General features: G+C 60.3%; 12 protein-coding genes. 4 read left to right on the forward strand and 8 right to left on the reverse strand.

Going from position 1 to position 16501, the window contains the following annotated elements:
- Positions 1 to 1010: 1010 nt before the first annotated feature.
- From CS1BSM3_RS27665 to CS1BSM3_RS02875, 3 genes are all read left to right on the forward strand, one after another.
- On the forward strand, positions 1011 to 1694 hold the full coding sequence (locus CS1BSM3_RS27665; protein WP_083528185.1) for an IS66-like element accessory protein TnpA: 684 nt from the start codon (positions 1011 to 1013) through the stop codon (positions 1692 to 1694).
- Complete coding sequence (gene tnpB, locus CS1BSM3_RS02870) at positions 1694 to 2047, forward strand: IS66 family insertion sequence element accessory protein TnpB (protein WP_072385719.1); 354 nt, start codon at positions 1694 to 1696, stop codon at positions 2045 to 2047. Before CS1BSM3_RS27665 ends, tnpB begins: the two co-directional genes overlap by 1 nt.
- A gap of 90 nt (positions 2048 to 2137) precedes the next feature.
- Positions 2138 to 3676: an IS66 family transposase gene (locus tag CS1BSM3_RS02875; RefSeq protein ID WP_072385457.1), complete on the forward strand. Its 1539-nt coding sequence runs from the start codon at positions 2138 to 2140 to the stop codon at positions 3674 to 3676.
- Between the two features lie 347 nt (positions 3677 to 4023).
- Here CS1BSM3_RS02875 and CS1BSM3_RS28510 read toward each other — a convergent pair whose 3' ends face one another.
- The 4 genes from CS1BSM3_RS28510 to mntR form a co-directional block, all read right to left on the reverse strand.
- On the reverse strand, positions 4024 to 4296 hold the full coding sequence (locus tag CS1BSM3_RS28510; RefSeq protein WP_244540416.1) for a hypothetical protein: 273 nt from the start codon (positions 4294 to 4296) through the stop codon (positions 4024 to 4026).
- Between the two features lie 256 nt (positions 4297 to 4552).
- Positions 4553 to 5233: a Fe2+-dependent dioxygenase gene (locus CS1BSM3_RS02885; RefSeq protein WP_072385459.1), complete on the reverse strand. Its 681-nt coding sequence runs from the start codon at positions 5231 to 5233 to the stop codon at positions 4553 to 4555.
- Between the two features lie 66 nt (positions 5234 to 5299).
- Positions 5300 to 7744, reverse strand: a complete 2445-nt coding sequence (locus CS1BSM3_RS02890; RefSeq protein WP_083528187.1) for a TonB-dependent receptor — start codon at positions 7742 to 7744, stop codon at positions 5300 to 5302.
- 418 nt (positions 7745 to 8162) lie between these two features.
- Positions 8163 to 8615 carry a manganese-binding transcriptional regulator MntR gene (mntR, locus tag CS1BSM3_RS02895; protein ID WP_072385461.1) on the reverse strand — a complete coding sequence of 151 codons (453 nt, stop codon included), beginning with the start codon at positions 8613 to 8615 and terminating at the stop codon, positions 8163 to 8165.
- A gap of 123 nt (positions 8616 to 8738) precedes the next feature.
- Here mntR and CS1BSM3_RS02900 point away from each other — a divergent pair, with 123 nt between their 5' ends.
- Positions 8739 to 9599: a transporter gene (locus CS1BSM3_RS02900; RefSeq protein WP_072385462.1), complete on the forward strand. Its 861-nt coding sequence runs from the start codon at positions 8739 to 8741 to the stop codon at positions 9597 to 9599.
- 50 nt (positions 9600 to 9649) lie between these two features.
- On the opposite strand, the gene CS1BSM3_RS02905 is transcribed toward CS1BSM3_RS02900, so the two are convergent.
- From CS1BSM3_RS02905 to CS1BSM3_RS02920, 4 genes are all read right to left on the reverse strand, one after another.
- Entirely contained in the window at positions 9650 to 12109 is a 2460-nt protein-coding gene (locus CS1BSM3_RS02905) for a heavy metal translocating P-type ATPase (RefSeq protein WP_072385463.1), read from the reverse strand.
- A 100-nt stretch (positions 12110 to 12209) separates the two neighbouring features.
- Positions 12210 to 12773: a tetratricopeptide repeat protein gene (locus CS1BSM3_RS28760; protein WP_083528188.1), complete on the reverse strand. Its 564-nt coding sequence runs from the start codon at positions 12771 to 12773 to the stop codon at positions 12210 to 12212.
- Positions 12774 to 12867: 94 nt separating this feature from the next.
- On the reverse strand, positions 12868 to 13287 hold the full coding sequence (locus CS1BSM3_RS02915) for a hypothetical protein (RefSeq protein ID WP_083528189.1): 420 nt from the start codon (positions 13285 to 13287) through the stop codon (positions 12868 to 12870).
- Complete coding sequence (locus CS1BSM3_RS02920; protein ID WP_072385465.1) at positions 13265 to 16498, reverse strand: efflux RND transporter permease subunit; 3234 nt, start codon at positions 16496 to 16498, stop codon at positions 13265 to 13267. Before CS1BSM3_RS02920 ends, CS1BSM3_RS02915 begins: the two co-directional genes overlap by 23 nt.
- Positions 16499 to 16501 lie beyond the last annotated feature (3 nt).

A 16501-nucleotide genomic window follows, 5' to 3' on the forward strand; every position in this document is an offset into this window, starting at 1 on the left:
GTGCTGATCGATCGCAACGACGGAGTGAACGCCATGACATTTTCCCCGTGATTAATTGCAAACGCAGCGTTCATGATGCGTTCTCAGAGCCATTTTGTAAATAGGGTATTTTGTAAATGACAGGTAGATCGCAGTATTTTCGGGAAGATCTTTTGTGGATCGTGTTTTGACTCCATTTCGGACCCAACCCGATCCTATTCCCCTCAGCAGGGCAAATTCTAAAAAGCTCTTTGTCTGACTACTGGGCTTCACGGCCGATCCAGGGTCGGCGGGAAGGCCCAATCCTTTTGTTCGACCTGGGCCATCCTTCCGTCCCGACCCTGCGAAGGGCGCGCCGCCGCGCGCAAGTGGCCGTCAAGACCGGCTGTCCCAGCCGCCGCAGGCTTGGTCTTGACGGCCACGAGCACGGTGGCAGGATGGGGAAATGCCGGGGGCCATCAGGGCGTTGCTGGCGGCCTGTTGTGTTGCACCTTGGTCGCGGGATGCACACAATATCTAAGGCATCGCGGACCCGGCGGAGGAGGCGTCACCCGAATGGGCCGAGACCCGCAGGCGGGGCTCGGTCGCGCAGCGGAACGCCGCGCGATAGCACCCGACCGCGGCCACCTTCGGCCGCGGACCGCCCCAGAAAAGCATCTGGAAACGACATATCGCGAACTGCTATTCTGATAACGACGAACTGAAGATTTTCCCCGCCCGAAGCAAGCTCAATACCATGTTTGAGTTAGTGGATTCCAGATTATGGGCACATATTGTCGACAAGGCGTATTCGCTTGCCGACATATAAATCAAATAAATTCAATGAATTAAAAGGCAACCAGCACCATCTCTTTATCTTGATGTTACTAATCGGGCGTCATTTCCACAAAGAACCCTATTCGGCGCTTCGCAGATTGTCACCTGCGGATTGTTCGTGCGAGAGCTCTATTGTAAGCGGGGCCTGAGCGCACACTTGTTTCCCGCCACGCAGATCGCGATCGTTGCGATGTCGCTGGCTCGAGGAGATTGCGATGGCGCGACGCAAGCGGAACGACCCGGAAGTGCGGGCTTTTTGGTCACGGCATGTGGCTGCCTGGATGCGCAGTCCATTCAATCAGCGCGAGTATTGCGAGCGCCACGGTATATCGCGGCCGTTGCTGCAGAGGTGGCGGATCTGGCTCAGCGAAGACCGTGCCCGCGAGGAGCGGATCAAGATCGCCCAGTGCCGACGTCGCCGACGGACAAGTCCTATGACTTACGCCGGCGCTGGTCATAGGACTAAGGGAGACGAGCCCAGGGAATTGACGTCCCATGAGCTGGATCTCGCCGAGCGCCTGGTGCGCCGCCGGCGGCGGTTCACGGGCGAGGAGAAGCGCCATTTCCTGGAGCTCGCCAGTCAGCCCGGCTCGTCGTTCTCCGATGTCGCCGAGCGCTACGGCCTGGCGCTGAGCTTGCTGTTTCGCTGGCGAAAGGAGTTCGGCGAAGGCCCGGCACCGTTCGCCGGCTTCGCGTCGGTGACCGTCGCCGACGACGGTGCCGCTCCGACACCAATTGCGGAGCTCGATCTCGACGGATTGAGGCCGATGCCGCCGCCCCAAGAGCAGAGTGGCGGCATGGAGATCGCATTGAAGGACGGCAAGCGCGTGCGCGTCGAAGCCGGCGCCGATCCGGAGGCGGTGCGCCGGTTGGTGAGCCTTCTGGAAGGAGCATCATGATGATGATTGTGCCGTCGGGCGTGAAGATCCACCTCGCGCTCGGCTACACCGACCTGCGCAAAGGCTTCGACGGTCTGGCCATGCTGGTTCAGGAAATGCTGCGGCAGGATCCGTTCTCGGGCCAGTTGTTCGTGTTCCGTGGGCGCAAGGCGGACATGCTCAAGATCCTGTATTGGGACGGCAGCGGGCTATGCCTCTTCTCCAAGCGCCTTGAGCAGGGCGAGTTCTGGTGGCCGGCGATGAAGACGCCGGGTCAGACTGTGGTGATCACCCGCACCCAGCTCGGCATGCTGCTCGAGGGGATCAACTGGCGAATGCCGGAGCGGCGCTGGCGTCCGCTGCGCGCGGGCTGAACGAGTCCGTGCCGCAACATCCTGGAAAATCCTCGATGACCGTGAGGCGATGGGATTCATCGAATCGGCAGGGCGCCATAGACTGCGCACATGCGTTTCGATCTCGATGCCCTGCCTGACGATCCAGCTCTGCTGCAGAGGCTCGTGCGCGAGCTCGTCACCGGCATGGAGCGGCGCGACAGCGAGATCGAGAAGCTCAGGCTGATCGTCAAACAGCTGCAGCGCAACCAGTTCGGGCGTCGCTCCGAGAAGCTCGATCCGGATCAACTGGCGCTCGGCTTCGAGGATCTCGAGGCCGACATCGGCCGTGCCGAGGTGCATCATGAAGAACCGCCGGCCGAGGAGACCGAGGTGGTGCGCGAGCACAGTGGCCCGCGGCGTCAGATGCCCGAGCAGTTGCCGCGCCACGACATCCTCCATGACGTCGACAGAACGGCCTGCCCATGCTGCGGTGGGGCCTTGCATGTGATCGGCGAGACCGTCAGTGAGATGCTCGACTGGGTGCCGGCCTCGCTGCGCGTGCTGCGCATTCGCCGGCCCAAGTATGGGTGCCGGAGCTGCGGTAACATCCAGCAAGCGCCGGCACCGGAGCGCGCAATCGCCAAGGGACTGGCCACACCCAACCTGCTCGCCCAGGTACTGGTCGCCAAGTACTGCGACCACACACCTCTGTACCGCCAATCCCAGATCTTCGCGCGCCACGGCGTGGCGATCGACCGGTCGACACTCGCCGGATGGGTTGGCGGAGCCTGCTGGTGGCTCGAGGCGTTGCAGGAGCGGCTTGCGGCGCACGTCTTCGCCTCGAGCAAGCTCTTCGCCGACGACACGCCGGTGCCGGTGCTCGATCCCGGCCGCGGGCGCACCAAAACCGGGCGCCTCTGGGTCTACGTGCGTGATGACCGGCCATGGAATGGTCTCGATCCACCGGCTGCAGTCTATCTGTTCAGTCCGGACCGCAAGGGCGAGCGACCGGCCACGCATCTGGAACGCTTCCGCGGCACTTTGCAAGTCGACGGCTATGCCGGCTTCGAGCGCCTGGCCGGCAGCGGTCGCGTTACGCTCGCCGCCTGCTGGGCGCATACGCGGAGAAAGTTCTACGAGCTGGCAGAGGCGACCGGCTCGCCGATCGCGGTCGAAGCCCTGGCGCGCATCGCCGCGCTGTACAGGATCGAAGCGGACATCCGCGGACAGTCTACCGAGGAGCGCAGGGCCGCGCGCCAGAGTCGATCACGTCCGCTCATCGCGGCAATGAAGCCATGGCTCGAGCGTGAGCTCAATCGTATCCCAGGACGCGGCAAACTGGCGGAGGCGATCCGCTACGCACTCTCGCGTTGGACGGCGCTCAGCCTTTTCCTGGACGACGGCCGCGTCGAGCTCGACACCAACCCGGTTGAGCGTGCCATCCGGCCCATCACGCTCGGGCGCAAGAACCACCTCTTCGCCGGCTCGGATGGTGGCGGCGCTCGATGGGCGACGGTGTGCTCGTTGATCGAGACGGCGAAGCTCAATGGCATCGAGCCCTATGCCTACTTGAGCGATGTGCTTCGCTGCATGGTCGATGGCCATCCGGCAAGCCGCGTCGGCGAGCTGCTGCCGTGGAACTGGAAACGCGAAGGCGTCAACGCCTAATCCAGTGTCATCGGCCCACGCCTACGCTCTATTTGCTCGTCGCCGCCTCCTTCGCGCATCGTGAAAGGTATCTCATTAGGCAGTGTCCTAGCGTTACTCTGGGTCGTCATGGTCAAGCATCGAGGTGTGGCCCACCCCTTTCTCTCCGTCAGATATTTCTGCAACAGAGCCGTCCAAAGCATCCTAAGTTCGCAGTCGCGTTAAAGCACAGCAGTCGGGATATCGGACCTGTTTCGTTCAGCGACCCCACCTAAGGGACGCCTATCCGCGCTTGCGGATCTCTATCGCCATGTCTGGCATGAACCTGTTCCGTGGATCAGATGACGCACGATGGCGCGTGTCATCGCTTATTGGCGGCAAGCCTCTTCGGCGGCCCATTGCAAGTCGCGATCTTCAAGCCACAGACGATGAAGGATGATAGCCAGTTTGCGGGCCACCGCAACAACTACGTTCATCAAGATCAAGCGCTTGGCGATACGCAGCTCCCCAACCTTGAGTTCCGACCACTTCTGCACGCGAATGAGCAGACTGGCGGTCGCCTCGCAAAGCGATGTTCGAACGTCGATGTCGCCACGCTTGGTGATGTGCCTGTCCCTATCGATGGGGCCGGATTGGTACACCTTCGGCGTGAGGCCCAAGTGCGCGCCGAGCGCTCGTGACTGCGCTCCGGCGGATATGTCCGCGCGATCCGTGCGGCGCCGCTCGGCCTCAACACGGTGCTCGTCGAAGCCGGCTCTCTCAGCGGCACATGCCTCAACGTCGGCTGCATCTCGTCGAAGGCACTGATCCACACGGCACAAGACACCCGGACGCGCCTCGAACTGCGGCACTGTCTCCCATGTGAACACTGGTTCGCGAGTCATGGCATCCCGCCCGTCACATCTCCGACCAGTGGCGAAGGAGGTTGTGGTAGTGCGCCATGAGCGCAGAGACGGCGGGATCATCGTCCGGCACGAGCGTTCTCGTTCGCATGATCGCCATATCGAGGTCGTAGAGCATGTTGCGGCGCCAATCGCCCTTCACCATGGACTGGGTCCAGAAGACGGCACTCCAGCGGCTCCCGCGCGTGATCGGCGTGACGCTGTGCAGGCTCGTCGCGGGATAGACCACCATGTGACCCGGCGGCAGCTTGACGGTGTGCGTACCGTAAGTGTCGTGCACGACAAGCTCACCGCCGTCGTAGTCTTCGGGCGGCGTCAGGAATAGCGTCGCTGACACATCGGTCCTGAGGCGCTGACCGTTCGGCAGCGCGCGAATAGAGTTGTCGACGTGTGCGCCGAACGTCATACCGACGTCATAGCGATTGAACATCGGTGGCAGAACGCGCAGCGGCAGCACGGCTGTCGTGAAAGTCGGATTGCGGCTGAGCGCACGCAAGATGATCTGACCGAGATCCTGCGCTTCGGGCGCGTCGAGCGGCACCTGAAGGTTGTTCTTGACGCCAGCCACCTGATCGCCGGCGGTCGCGCGTCCGTCGATCCACGGTGTTCTTTCGAGCCCGCGGCGAGTTTGCGCGATCTCCTCCGGCGTAAGGACGTCTGGAATTGTTACAAGCATCGTGCCTCCAAAACGCGAAGATTGCCGGGAACGCCCGGCAATCTCCAAACTCCGCTGTTGCGCTGATCAGTACTTGAAGCTCGCGCTCAGCCAGTAAGTGCGTGGATTTCCGAGCTGTCCGCGTACCCCAGCCCAGTTCATCGACGTCGCGTAGAGCTCGTCGAAGACGTTATCGACGTTCAGGCGGAGCGTGATGTTGTCCGTAACATCGTAGGATGCCATGGCATTGACTACGAAGTAGTCGGGAAGCTTGCCAAACCTGCCGTTCGGAATGAGGCGCAAGGCATCGTCTGGACGACCTAGCCATGCCTCGCTGACATACTGGAAGCCAGCTCCGAGTGTGAAGGCGTCTGTCACCTTGTAGGTCGACCAGAAGTTTGCGGTGAACCGCGGTGTAAAGGCCAGCTCATCACCGCTTGTACGCAAAGCTGATCCATAGTCGCCCGGATTGGCATTCCTGCGCAGAGCATCCAGTTCGGCGCTATGCTGACGTTCGCTGTCGATCAGGCCAAGGCCGCCGAACAATTTCCATCGCTCGGTAAGGCTTCCAGCCACGGCAAGCTCCAATCCCTGGACGATCTGCTTGCCGTAACCCAGTGTCTCCGCGCCACCATTACCCGCGCACGTGCCCGAAGAAACGAGTACTGTGCAGCCGGTAATCGCCACCTTTTGCTTCTCGGTGCGGAACAGCGCAGCTGACGTCGTCAAACGCCCGCCGAAGAAGTTCCACTTCATGCCGATTTCGTAGTTGTACAGCTGAACTGGGTCTGCGCCCCTCACCAAACCGGGGAAGGCATTGTCGCCCTCGCGAGAGATATCGGGCGACGACACGAGCACGCCTGCCGGCGGCATGCCGGAGGTGCCGAACGAGGCGTACAGGCTGCCTTCCTGGACCGGCTTGTAGACGAGACCGATTTTGCCACCAAGCGTCGTGAAGTCTTCGTTGTACCCGTCGAAATTTCCGACCGGGGCGCCAGCGGCCGTCTTGCTGTCGACGCTTACGCTGTAGCGTTCCACGCGCAAGCCGCCAGTGAGCTGGAGTTGCCGGGTCAGGTCCACCGTGTCGTAGACGTAGCCGGCGATCGTATCGATGCCGATGCCAGCGCGCTGTGTCAGCGTCGGCGGCCCGAAAGCAGCACGGTCAGGATTGGGATCGAAGATATTCGTCGGAAGCGATCCGCTCGAAAGATTGTTCGCGTAGCGATTGGAGTCGGAGTCCTCTCGGCCAATCTCGATACCGGCGCCGAGCGAATGCTTGAAGCCGCCCGCCCAGAACTTGGCTGTCACCTCGGTCTGATTGGTCAGATTGGTGCCTAGCCTGTCGTAGTAGTTTCTTATCGTCGCGACCGTGTTGGGAGCCGTGAATGCACCCGGCCACGTGTACGCCGAGTACCGGTCCACTTGCGACCAGCGTGTCTGGTTACTGATCGTGATCCCAGGAGCGAGATCGTGCTCGAACCGCGCAGTCACGGCATCGACCGTCGCGTCATCGGTGTCCGAGCGCAGTCCATAGAAATTGTCGCGTGAGGCCCGTCCGGCGATCGGATTGTAGTTGATCGTCCCCTTGACCATGGCGCCGGGGACACCCCAGTCCGGCCGGTCGTTGCGATCGAGGCGGTAGTAGGAGAAGATCGCGCGCGTATCGGTGCCGAGACCGAAGGCGATCGTCGGCGCAAAACCCCAGGCTTTCGCTTCAGCCAGATCCCGGCCTGCGACACCACTGTCCTCGATCATGCCGTTTATGCGGACGGCCGTGGTGCCGAAGCGTTGATTGACGTCGAATGTCGCCCGGCGGCGCATTTCCGAATCGTACTCGTCCCAGCCGACACCGACCTCAGCGCGAGCAAAGTTCTCGAGCTGTGGCGACTTCGATACGATGTTGATGTAGCCTCCGGCGCCGCCACGACCGTTGTCCGCTGCCGGACCCTTGAAGACCTCGATGCGATCGACGTTGAACATGTCGCGCGTGTAGACGCCCGAGTCGCGCACGCCATCGACGAAGATGTTGGCGCTCGAATCGAAGCCGCGGAGCTGGAAGTTTGCGCCCCCAGTACCGAACCCGTTTTCTCCACCGTTGAAGCTGATGCCTGGGACATTGCGCAGCGCCTCGCCGAGGGTAGTCGCCTGGCGCTCCTCGATGATAGTGCTCGGAATAACAGAGACGGTCTGTGGCGTATTGAGAAGCGGCGCCGTCTGCTTTGAAGCGGAGCTGGCCGTGCTCGTCGTGTAGCTTCCAGGCAGGGTTGAAGGATCGACCGGCCCGGCCGGCGCCGCCTCGGCCACGGGGGGCGGCGCCTGCTTCGCCTTGGGCGCGGCTTTGGCCTTTGCCTTGGCCGGCGCCTTCTTGGTCTCGACGGCGAGCGGCGGCAGTGTCGTCTGCGCAGATGCGGCCGAAGCCATCAACATGGATGCTGCGACGCCAATTGAAAGCTGAGTAGCGAGCTTCCTGTCGCTGGCAGGAGAAGCCTCCTCACCCGCGAATACGCAATTTCCTTCGTTGCTTATGGCCATATAGCCCCCTGGTGTGCGCCATCGCGCAACTGTCCCCTGTAGGCGCCGATCGGAACCGGCGCTCGAGAGTGTGCGAGTTGGGGGGCTGGGGAATCGAAGCCTGGCTGCCTGTGCTCGTCTGAAGAACTTAATGAATACTGTACTCACCCTGTCAAGTATTAGACTGGCCGCACAGTAACGACTGTGCACGTCGGTGCACAGTCGCCACAGATGGAACACGCCCATCCTATCGATTGTCCCTTGATCCACCCCTTCTGCCATACGCCGATAGGCGTCTCTCACCCCGGGCGGGCGATGAAACCTGCATTGAATTCAATGACGGTTCGCACTTGGCCGCGTTGGCGAGCGGAATGCCGCCGAGGTACAGCGCGTGAGGGCACCGACTTCCGCGCGCGTGACGCCATGGAACCGGCGACGCCTATGATGACGTCGGTTGGCGCTTGCTGCTCAAAAACTTCCGGAACGCCCTGATCGTCCGCGCGCTCACGTGGTGCTCTATACCTTCCGCATCGGCGTCAGCCGTCTCAGCATCGACGCCAAGTGCCATAAGGAATTCCCGCACGGTGATATGACGCTCCCTTGAGCTGATTGCTAACTTGCGCCCCTTCAGCGTCAGAAAGATCGAGCGGTAGCGCTCGCTTTTCACCAAGCCATCGCGCTGCAAGCGTGCCAATGCGTGGCTCACGGTGGGTTTCGATACTCCCAGCCGCTGGGCAAGATCGACCAATCGCGCTTCACCCATCTCGTCAATGAGATCGGCAATAAGCTCCACATAGTCCTCTGCCATCTCCGTCTGATGCGCCTCACGAACACGCTGAAAGCGCTCAGCTTGTTTTGCGGCCACCCGATCGCGATCCTCGTCGGAATTCATCCAGCCTCCGATGCATACGCCGAAGAATATACAGCGCAGTTCGGATTTGACAACAATGTTAGCATGGGCTAACAAATTGCTGCTCCGTGTGCTTGAACTATTGTTGACGGGGGAGTCGGGCGTATGGGACGCGTGACCACTTTCATGGCTGCACTGCTAGCTATGGTCAGGGCTGCGAGCGCTCAAGACAATGGTCAATACTCGCTGCTCAATCCCACGCCTGAGCGACAAATGCGCGAGATGACCACTGACCGACCGGATATGACGGAGAGCCCCTTCACGATCGATGCGGGGCACATACAGTTTGAATCTACTCTGTTCGGATATTCGAGATCGCGGCGCGATCAAGCTGGCGTGGTCGGCGATTCTTATGAGCTATCCTCTGTCAATATGAGGGTCGGCCTTACCAATAGCGCCGAGTTCAATGTCGTCGGGCAGCCCTACGGAGTTATCCAAACTCGCTGCTCCGCTTGCGGCGGCAGCCGCCGCGACGCTGGTATTGGCGGCATCGATCTGCGTGCCAAGTTCAATATTTGGGGTAACGACAACTTCGAGAAAGTTGGCTGGGCGTTAGCGCTCCTGCCCTATGTGTCGCTGCCAACGGATCGTCGGAATGGCATCAGCCCCGAGTATGTCGACAGCGGCATTGTTGTCCCCCTGGCGATGCAGTTCACAAAGGAGGCGAGGTTGGGCCTGAGTTTCGGCTCGAGCTGGACGAGGGGCGGCCAAGATGACCGTTACCATATGGAGCACTTGATGACGGCCTCTTTCGCGTACGATTGGACTGACAAATTCGGCACGTACTATGAGGTCGGAGCCAGATTCAATGTGCCGGATCCCCGTGGCCGTGAGATCGTGATGATTGGTACGGGGCTGACTTATGCAGTCACCAGCAATCTGCAGCTGGACGCCGGAATAAATTTTGGCGTCACGCCGACCTCCGACCGCATCAATCCATTTATAGGGTTCGCAAATCGGTTCTAATAGCCACGATGGCCGCGCCAGAGATCGACATCGCGCGCGTCGGCGATTGCTCACTCGGTGGAACGGTAGGCGAGCAGCCTTAGTGCATTCACGACGACGAGTATGGTTGAGCCCTCATGTAGCGCGACCGCAGCACCGATACTCAGGCCAAGCACCGTCGCCGGCACGAGGAACGCGACCACGCCGAGACTGACGACCACGTTCTGCAGAATCACCGAGCGTGTGGTCCGACTTAGCCCTACCGCCAAAGGGAGGTGCGAGAGGTCATCGGCCATAAGTGCGACGTCAGCTGTTTCCAGGGCGACATCTGAGCCGGCAGCACCCATGGCTATACCGACCGTTGCGGTAGCCATCGCCGGCGCATCGTTGACACCGTCGCCAACCATTGCAACCTTTCCTTCGGCTCGAAGCTTTTTGACCGCCTCGACTTTGTCCTCGGGCATAAGGTCGCCCCAGGCCTCGTCGATTCCGACCTCGCGTGCCACTGCTTCCGCGACCTTCTGATGGTCACCGGAAATCATAATCAGTCGCTTGATGCCGAGATGATGAAGCCTAGCCAAAGTTTTCTTCGCGGCCGCGCGCGGCGTATCCATCAGACCTATCGCACCCAAGTCGCGCGTGCCGCGGCGGACCACCATGCTCGTGCGTCCTCTCTCTCGCAAATTCTCGATTGCTGTCCGCATGGCGTCGGAAAGAGGAGCGACGTCATCCAAGCCGAACATTTCGGCCTTGCCGATCAGCACAACGTCTTGATCCAACCGTGCGGAGACACCGCGACCAGTAAGGCTACTCAAATCGTGCGCCTCGGGGATGGGCTTAGTGCCCAGTCGCTGCCGCCCATCCTGCGCGATGGCTTCCGCCAGGGGGTGGTCGCTGAGGCTTTCGACAGCAACTGCCACTGACAGAAGTTCGTCTTCGGAAACTCCCGGGGTTGTCACGATATCAGTTATACGAGGCGTGCCTTCTGTAAGTGTCCCAGTCTTGTCGAAGGCAATTGCCGAGATTGAGCCGAGATCTTCGAGCGGCGCGCCACCCTTGACGAGCACACCACCTCGTGCGGCACGTGCGACACCTGACAGCACAGCGCTCGGAGTTGCAATCGCGAGAGCGCATGGACTGGCCGCTACCAATACCGCCATAGCTCGATAGAAGGTATCGCGGAATGGCTCATCGACTACTAGGCCCGCCATCAGCAGTACCGTCGCCAGTGCTAAGACAGCGGGAACGAAGACGCGCTCGAAGTTCTCCGTGAAGCGCTGTGTTGGAGATTTCTGCGTTTCAGCCTCTCGGACCATCTTCACCACTTTGGCAAGCGTGGTGTCTGATGAGACGCGCGTCACCTCGATCTCAATGGCGCCACTGCCGTTGATTGTACCCGCAAAGGCGCGGTATTCCGCGCTCACCCTATCTGCTTGGGCTCGAGCCTCGCCCACATTGGACACCGCACGCTTGTCAACGGGAACGCTCTCTCCCGTGACTGGGGCCTGATTGATGCTTGTCTCACCCTTGATGATAAAACCGTCAGCAGGCAGGCGTGAGTTCGGCTTGACGATAACAATATCGCCGACGACGAGCTGCTCGACGGGCACTTCGCGCGTCTCGCCATCCCGCCGCACGGAGGCTGTGCGTGGCGCGAGTTCCGCCAACGCTTCGATTGCTCTCTTTGCGCGCCCCATCGCGTAGTGCTCGAGAGCGTGACCGAGGCTGAAGAGGAACAGCAGAAGTGCGCCTTCTGCTAATGCGCCGAGGGCAGCCGCACCAGCGGCGGCCACGAGCATGAGAGTGTCGATCTCGAAGCGGCGGAGGCGAATGTTGTCGATCGCCTCGCGGAGTGTGTAGAAGCCACCAAAGAAATAAGCGCCAACGTAGCAAGCCGTCGGCACCCACGATGGCCACGCCAGGAAGGCGTCGATCAGATAGCCGACCACAAGCAGTGCGCCAGACAGCACGGAGAAAATCAACTCGGTATTTTCGCCGAGCAATCCGCCGTGAGCGTGCGCATCTTCCTCGCTATGCCCCCCTTCGCCGTGCGCGTGCTTCTGCGATGTAGAAATTGCAATGTCTTCGCTTGGCTTCACCCCGATCTGGCCAAGCGCATCTCGGATCTGGTTCTCGGAGGATATCTCTCGGTCGAACTCCACGCGAAGCAAGCCGGCGGCGGACGTTTCCGCTTCCAGCACGCCGGGCAATTCGCGCAGGCGCGCAGACACAGTGCGTGCGCGTCTCTGATGAGCGACACCATCCACCTTCCAAAGCACATGTCCGAAACGAGCGCTGATTCGAGCGCCGGCGCTTTCGACAATTTCGCGAACTCGAGTGAGAGGTAGAAGTTCGGGATCGTAGTGGACGCAAAGCTGGCTAACCTGCGTCCTGTCGTTTCTTAAGATGTGAGCGCCAGCGACGCCGTTGAGGCCTTGAATTTCGGAGATCAGCCGAGACACGCAAGCATCTGCGTCATCCGGCAGGGCCGGAAGCAAGACAGGAATGTCCAATCGGAGCTTTCGTGTCACTATTTGCCATCCTCTGCCAAGCGACAGCGCGTGGATCTGATTGTAACGACGCGGGCGACGTTGATCGCTCCGATGTTGCACGGACGCAGTGCCTGATGCGCTACTGTCCCTTGCGCTGCTTCTGGAGCCGCTCTATCGCGTCCAAGGATTGCTTGAGGCCCGGCCTGAGAGCCAGCGCATGTCGGTAGTCTGCGAGAGCATCGTCCGGCCTCGACATCACCTCATGCTCATAGCCTCTATTGTGGTAAGCGATCGCAAAGTTGGGCCTGAGTTGGATCGCTTGCGTATAGTCGGCAACAGCCTGCTCGTTCATGCCGAGCTTCCCGTGCGCAATCCCTTTGTTGAAGTGTAGGTCGGGGTCGGCGGGAGCGAGCGCTATTGCAGCATTGAAATCAGTCAGGGCTCGAGCAGGCTCTCCAGCGAGCAGGTACACGGATCCGCGGTTGGATAGGGCGGCCAAGTTCTGCGGTTCGAGTGCAACGGCATAGTCGCAATCCGATAGCGCCGCTACGAGCTCGCCGCGAGCAAGATGGTGAGCACACCAGCCGACAGCACGCTCGGCATGAGCAGGATTGTGAGGTGGCGAATGCTGGGCGCTTCCGCCTTGTCCCACAGTCACTGAAGGTAACAGCCAAGTCGCAGCCAGAGCTATTGCTGCCACCATTGGTATGCCCGTGCTTGCTCTATTCACGACGCTTGACCTTACAGCGATGATGCAAGTGGCGCGCGCCGCACAGAGGTGCGACACGCGCGCTTGATCACTTGAGCTTGTATCTTCCCTGAGCTGTGGTGCCGGATTTGTCCGTCAGCGTCAGGATTGCAGTCGCTCCCGCAGGAATGCTGCTGGCTGCGCCCTCCAGTTTATTGCCGCCCGAGGGGGCGAGCTGAACGGGGCCAACGCGTTGTGAGCCTGCAGTCAGCAGGACGCTGGCCTTAAAGCCATCCGTAGCCGCATCCTTCGAGTCTTCGCTTCGAACATACAGTGTAATCTTGCCGTCCTTGGCCACGAGTTCAACATGAAATTCGCCGACATCTTCCAGAACGCCGCCATGCTGAGGCTTGGCGTGCGTGTGCTTGCCGTCTTTATGATCGTGAGCCTTCTGAGCGACTGCAGGAGCGACCGCAAAGACAGCGGCTACGCCGATCATGAACGCACTAGTGAGCAGACGAACGCGCATCGATAGTCTCCACTTCATCGAGGTTGAGGTCTTCTTCCATCGCGAGATCGCCCTCGCGATGGAACATCCGATAGAGTGCGGGAAGCACGAGGAGTGTCAGTAGCGTCGAGGAGACAATGCCGCCGATCACTACCGTGGCCAGCGGTCGTTGCACCTCCGCGCCCGCCCCTACTGCAATTGCCATGGGGACGAAGCCTAGTGACGCCACAAGCGCGGTCATGAGCACTGGTCGCAATCGCTTCATGGCGCCGTCGTGAATGGCCTGATCGAGTGGTATGCCCTCACGACGCAGGTTCTTGATGAAGGCGATGATCACAAGCCCGTTCAGCACGGCGACACCTGAAAGGGCGATGAATCCAACACCGGCTGAGATCGACATTGGAATATCCCGCAACGCCAAGGCAGCTACGCCTCCCGTTAGCGCAAGAGGAACACCGGTGAACACGATTGCAGCATCCTTCATGGAGCCCAGGCTCGTGAACAGCAGCAAAGCTATGAGTGCAAGCGCTACTGGCACGACGATAGCCAACCGCTTGGATGCAGAAATCAGCTGTTCGAACTGGCCGCCCCAGCCGAGCCAGTATCCGGCTGGCATCTGTACCTGCTGGCCGATTGCAGCCTGAGCTTCCTGCACGAAGGATCCGAGGTCGCGACCGCGCACGTTCGCCGAAACCACGACACGCCGCTTGCCGTTCTCGCGACTGACCTGGTTGGGTCCAGGCGCGAAGCTGATCTCCGCAATTTCTCCGAGCGCGATGAAGCGACCAAGTTTACTCTCTGGAATGTAGTAAGCCGGACGAGCCTCAACTACCTTTTCAGCCTGCTGCTCGGGAATCGCAATCGGCAGGCGCTTCAGGCTTTCGATATCTGCACGGCGATCTTCTGGCAAGCGAACGAGGATCTTGAAACGTCGATCGCCTTCATAAAGCGCGCCCGCAACGCGCCCTCCAATGGCGGTTTCAATGAGTTCCTGCACGGACTGAAGGTTGAGCCCAAGCCGCGCCAGTTTCGCGCGATCTGGCCGGATTGATAGGACCGGCAGGCCGGTGACTTGCTCAACCCTCACGTCTGCAGCACCCGGGACACGCTGTAGAACGACAGAAACCCGATTTGCGATTTCAACCAGGCGGTCAAGATCGTCGCCGAATACCTTGACACCGATATCCGCACGCACACCCGCTATGAGTTCGTTGAAGCGCAGCTGAATAGGCTGAGACAACTCATAGTTACTGCCGGGGATCTCCTCCAAGACCTCCTGGATCTCCTCGACCAGCTTTGCCTTGGACTTGCGCTGATCGGGCCACTGATCACGCGGTTTCAGCATGATGTACGCATCGGCAATGTTCGGAGGCATCGCGTCAGTCGCAATCTCAGCCGTGCCTATGCGTGCAAATGATTCCTTGACCTCGGGAACAGTGCGTAGCCGCTCTTCGATTTGTTGCTGCATTCGCACGGACTCGGTCAAGCTCGTCCCTGGAACTCGAAGCGCCTGTACTGCGATATCGCCCTCGTCGAGGCTCGGAATGAATTCGGTGCCAAGCTTCGTAGCCCAGAGGCCGCACAACACGACCAGCACCATCGCTGCCGTAACTATGAACGCGCGCTGAGCGACGGCGAACCGAAGACATGGCTCGTAGACGGCTTTAGCGCTGCGCACCAAAAAATTCTCCTTCTCGGAGACCTTGCCAGTGATGAAGATCGCGATACTCGCAGGCACAAAAGTCAACGACAGGAACATCGCGCCGAGGAGCGCCATAACCACCGTCAACGCCATCGGAATGAACATCTTACCTTCGACACCCGTAAGGGTCAGAATCGGAAGGTAGACCACCATGATGATGAAGCTGCCGAAAACGCTCGGCGTAGCAACCTCTTTCGTGGCCTGGATGACTGTGGCGAAGCGCTCGCGCCGCGTCAGTTGGCGTCCTAGCGCATGTTGACGCTCGGCAAGTAGCCGCAGGCAATTTTCGACGATGATGACCGCGCCATCGACGATGATGCCGAAGTCGATCGCGCCCAAGCTCATTAGATTCGCGCTGATACGCGCCTCCACCATGCCCGTGACGGCAATCAGCATGGATAGCGGGATCACCAGAGCGGTCAGCAGCGCCGCACGGATGTTGCCGAGAAGAAGAAACAGAATGGCGATGACGAGAAGCGCGCCCTCAATAAGGTTATTGCGCACTGTGGTGATCGTCGCGTTCACGAGGTTCGTTCGGTCGTAGACGGTCCGAATGTAGGCGCCGTCAGGAAGGCTCTTTTCGATCTGTTTGAGTTTGTCAGCCACGCGCGCGGACACTGTTCGGCTGTTCTCGCCGATCAGCATGACCGCGGTGCCCAAGACGACTTCCTTACCGTCGTGCGTCGCCGCTCCCGTCCGAAGCTCCTTGCCAATCTCGACGCGAGCAACATCTCCTATGCGGACCGGAGTGCCGGAATGCGAGCCAACCGGAATACTCAGGATGTCGTCGACGGACAATACCTGGCCAGGAGTACGCACGAGATATTGCTCGCCATTGCGTTCGATATAACCGGCACCGACATTGGCGTTGTTCTTGGCGATCGCCTCGACAAGGTGATGGAGCGTGATGTTGTAAGCAGTGAGGCGTTCCGGATCCGGCACTACATGTAATTGGCGATCAAAACCGCCGATGGAGTTGACCTCCACCACGCCGGGAACAGTTCGGAGTTGCGGCTTCACAACCCAATCGTGGAGCACGCGAAGATCGACGGGCGTGTAGTCGCCGCCTTCGGGTCGCTTCGCTCCTTCCTTGGCTTCGACGGTATAGAGATAGATCTCTCCAAGCCCGGTTGCGATCGGGCCCATCGCAACCTCAATGCCCTGCGGAAGCTCGTCCTTCACTTGCTGCAACCGCTCGTTGACGAGCGTCCGCGCCCAGTAGATGTCGGTGCCGTCCTCAAAGACCACAGTGACCTGGGTAAGGCCATAGCGTGACAATGACCGCGTATAGGAGAGGCGCGGCAGGCCACCTAGCTCGGTCTCTATGGGGAACGCGATGCGCTGCTCCGCCTCGAGCGGCGAGTAGCCTGGAGCGACAGCGTTGATCTGAACCTGGACGTTCGTGATGTCCGGAACGGCATCAATGGGCAGCCGCAGGAAATTGTAAACTCCAAAGGCGCCGATGCCGAGCGAGATGAAGAGGACCAGCCAACGCTGCAGGACCGAGAACGTGACGATACGATGGATCATGAT

This window comes from Hyphomicrobium sp. CS1BSMeth3 (assembly GCF_900117415.1).
Lineage (GTDB): Bacteria > Pseudomonadota > Alphaproteobacteria > Rhizobiales > Hyphomicrobiaceae.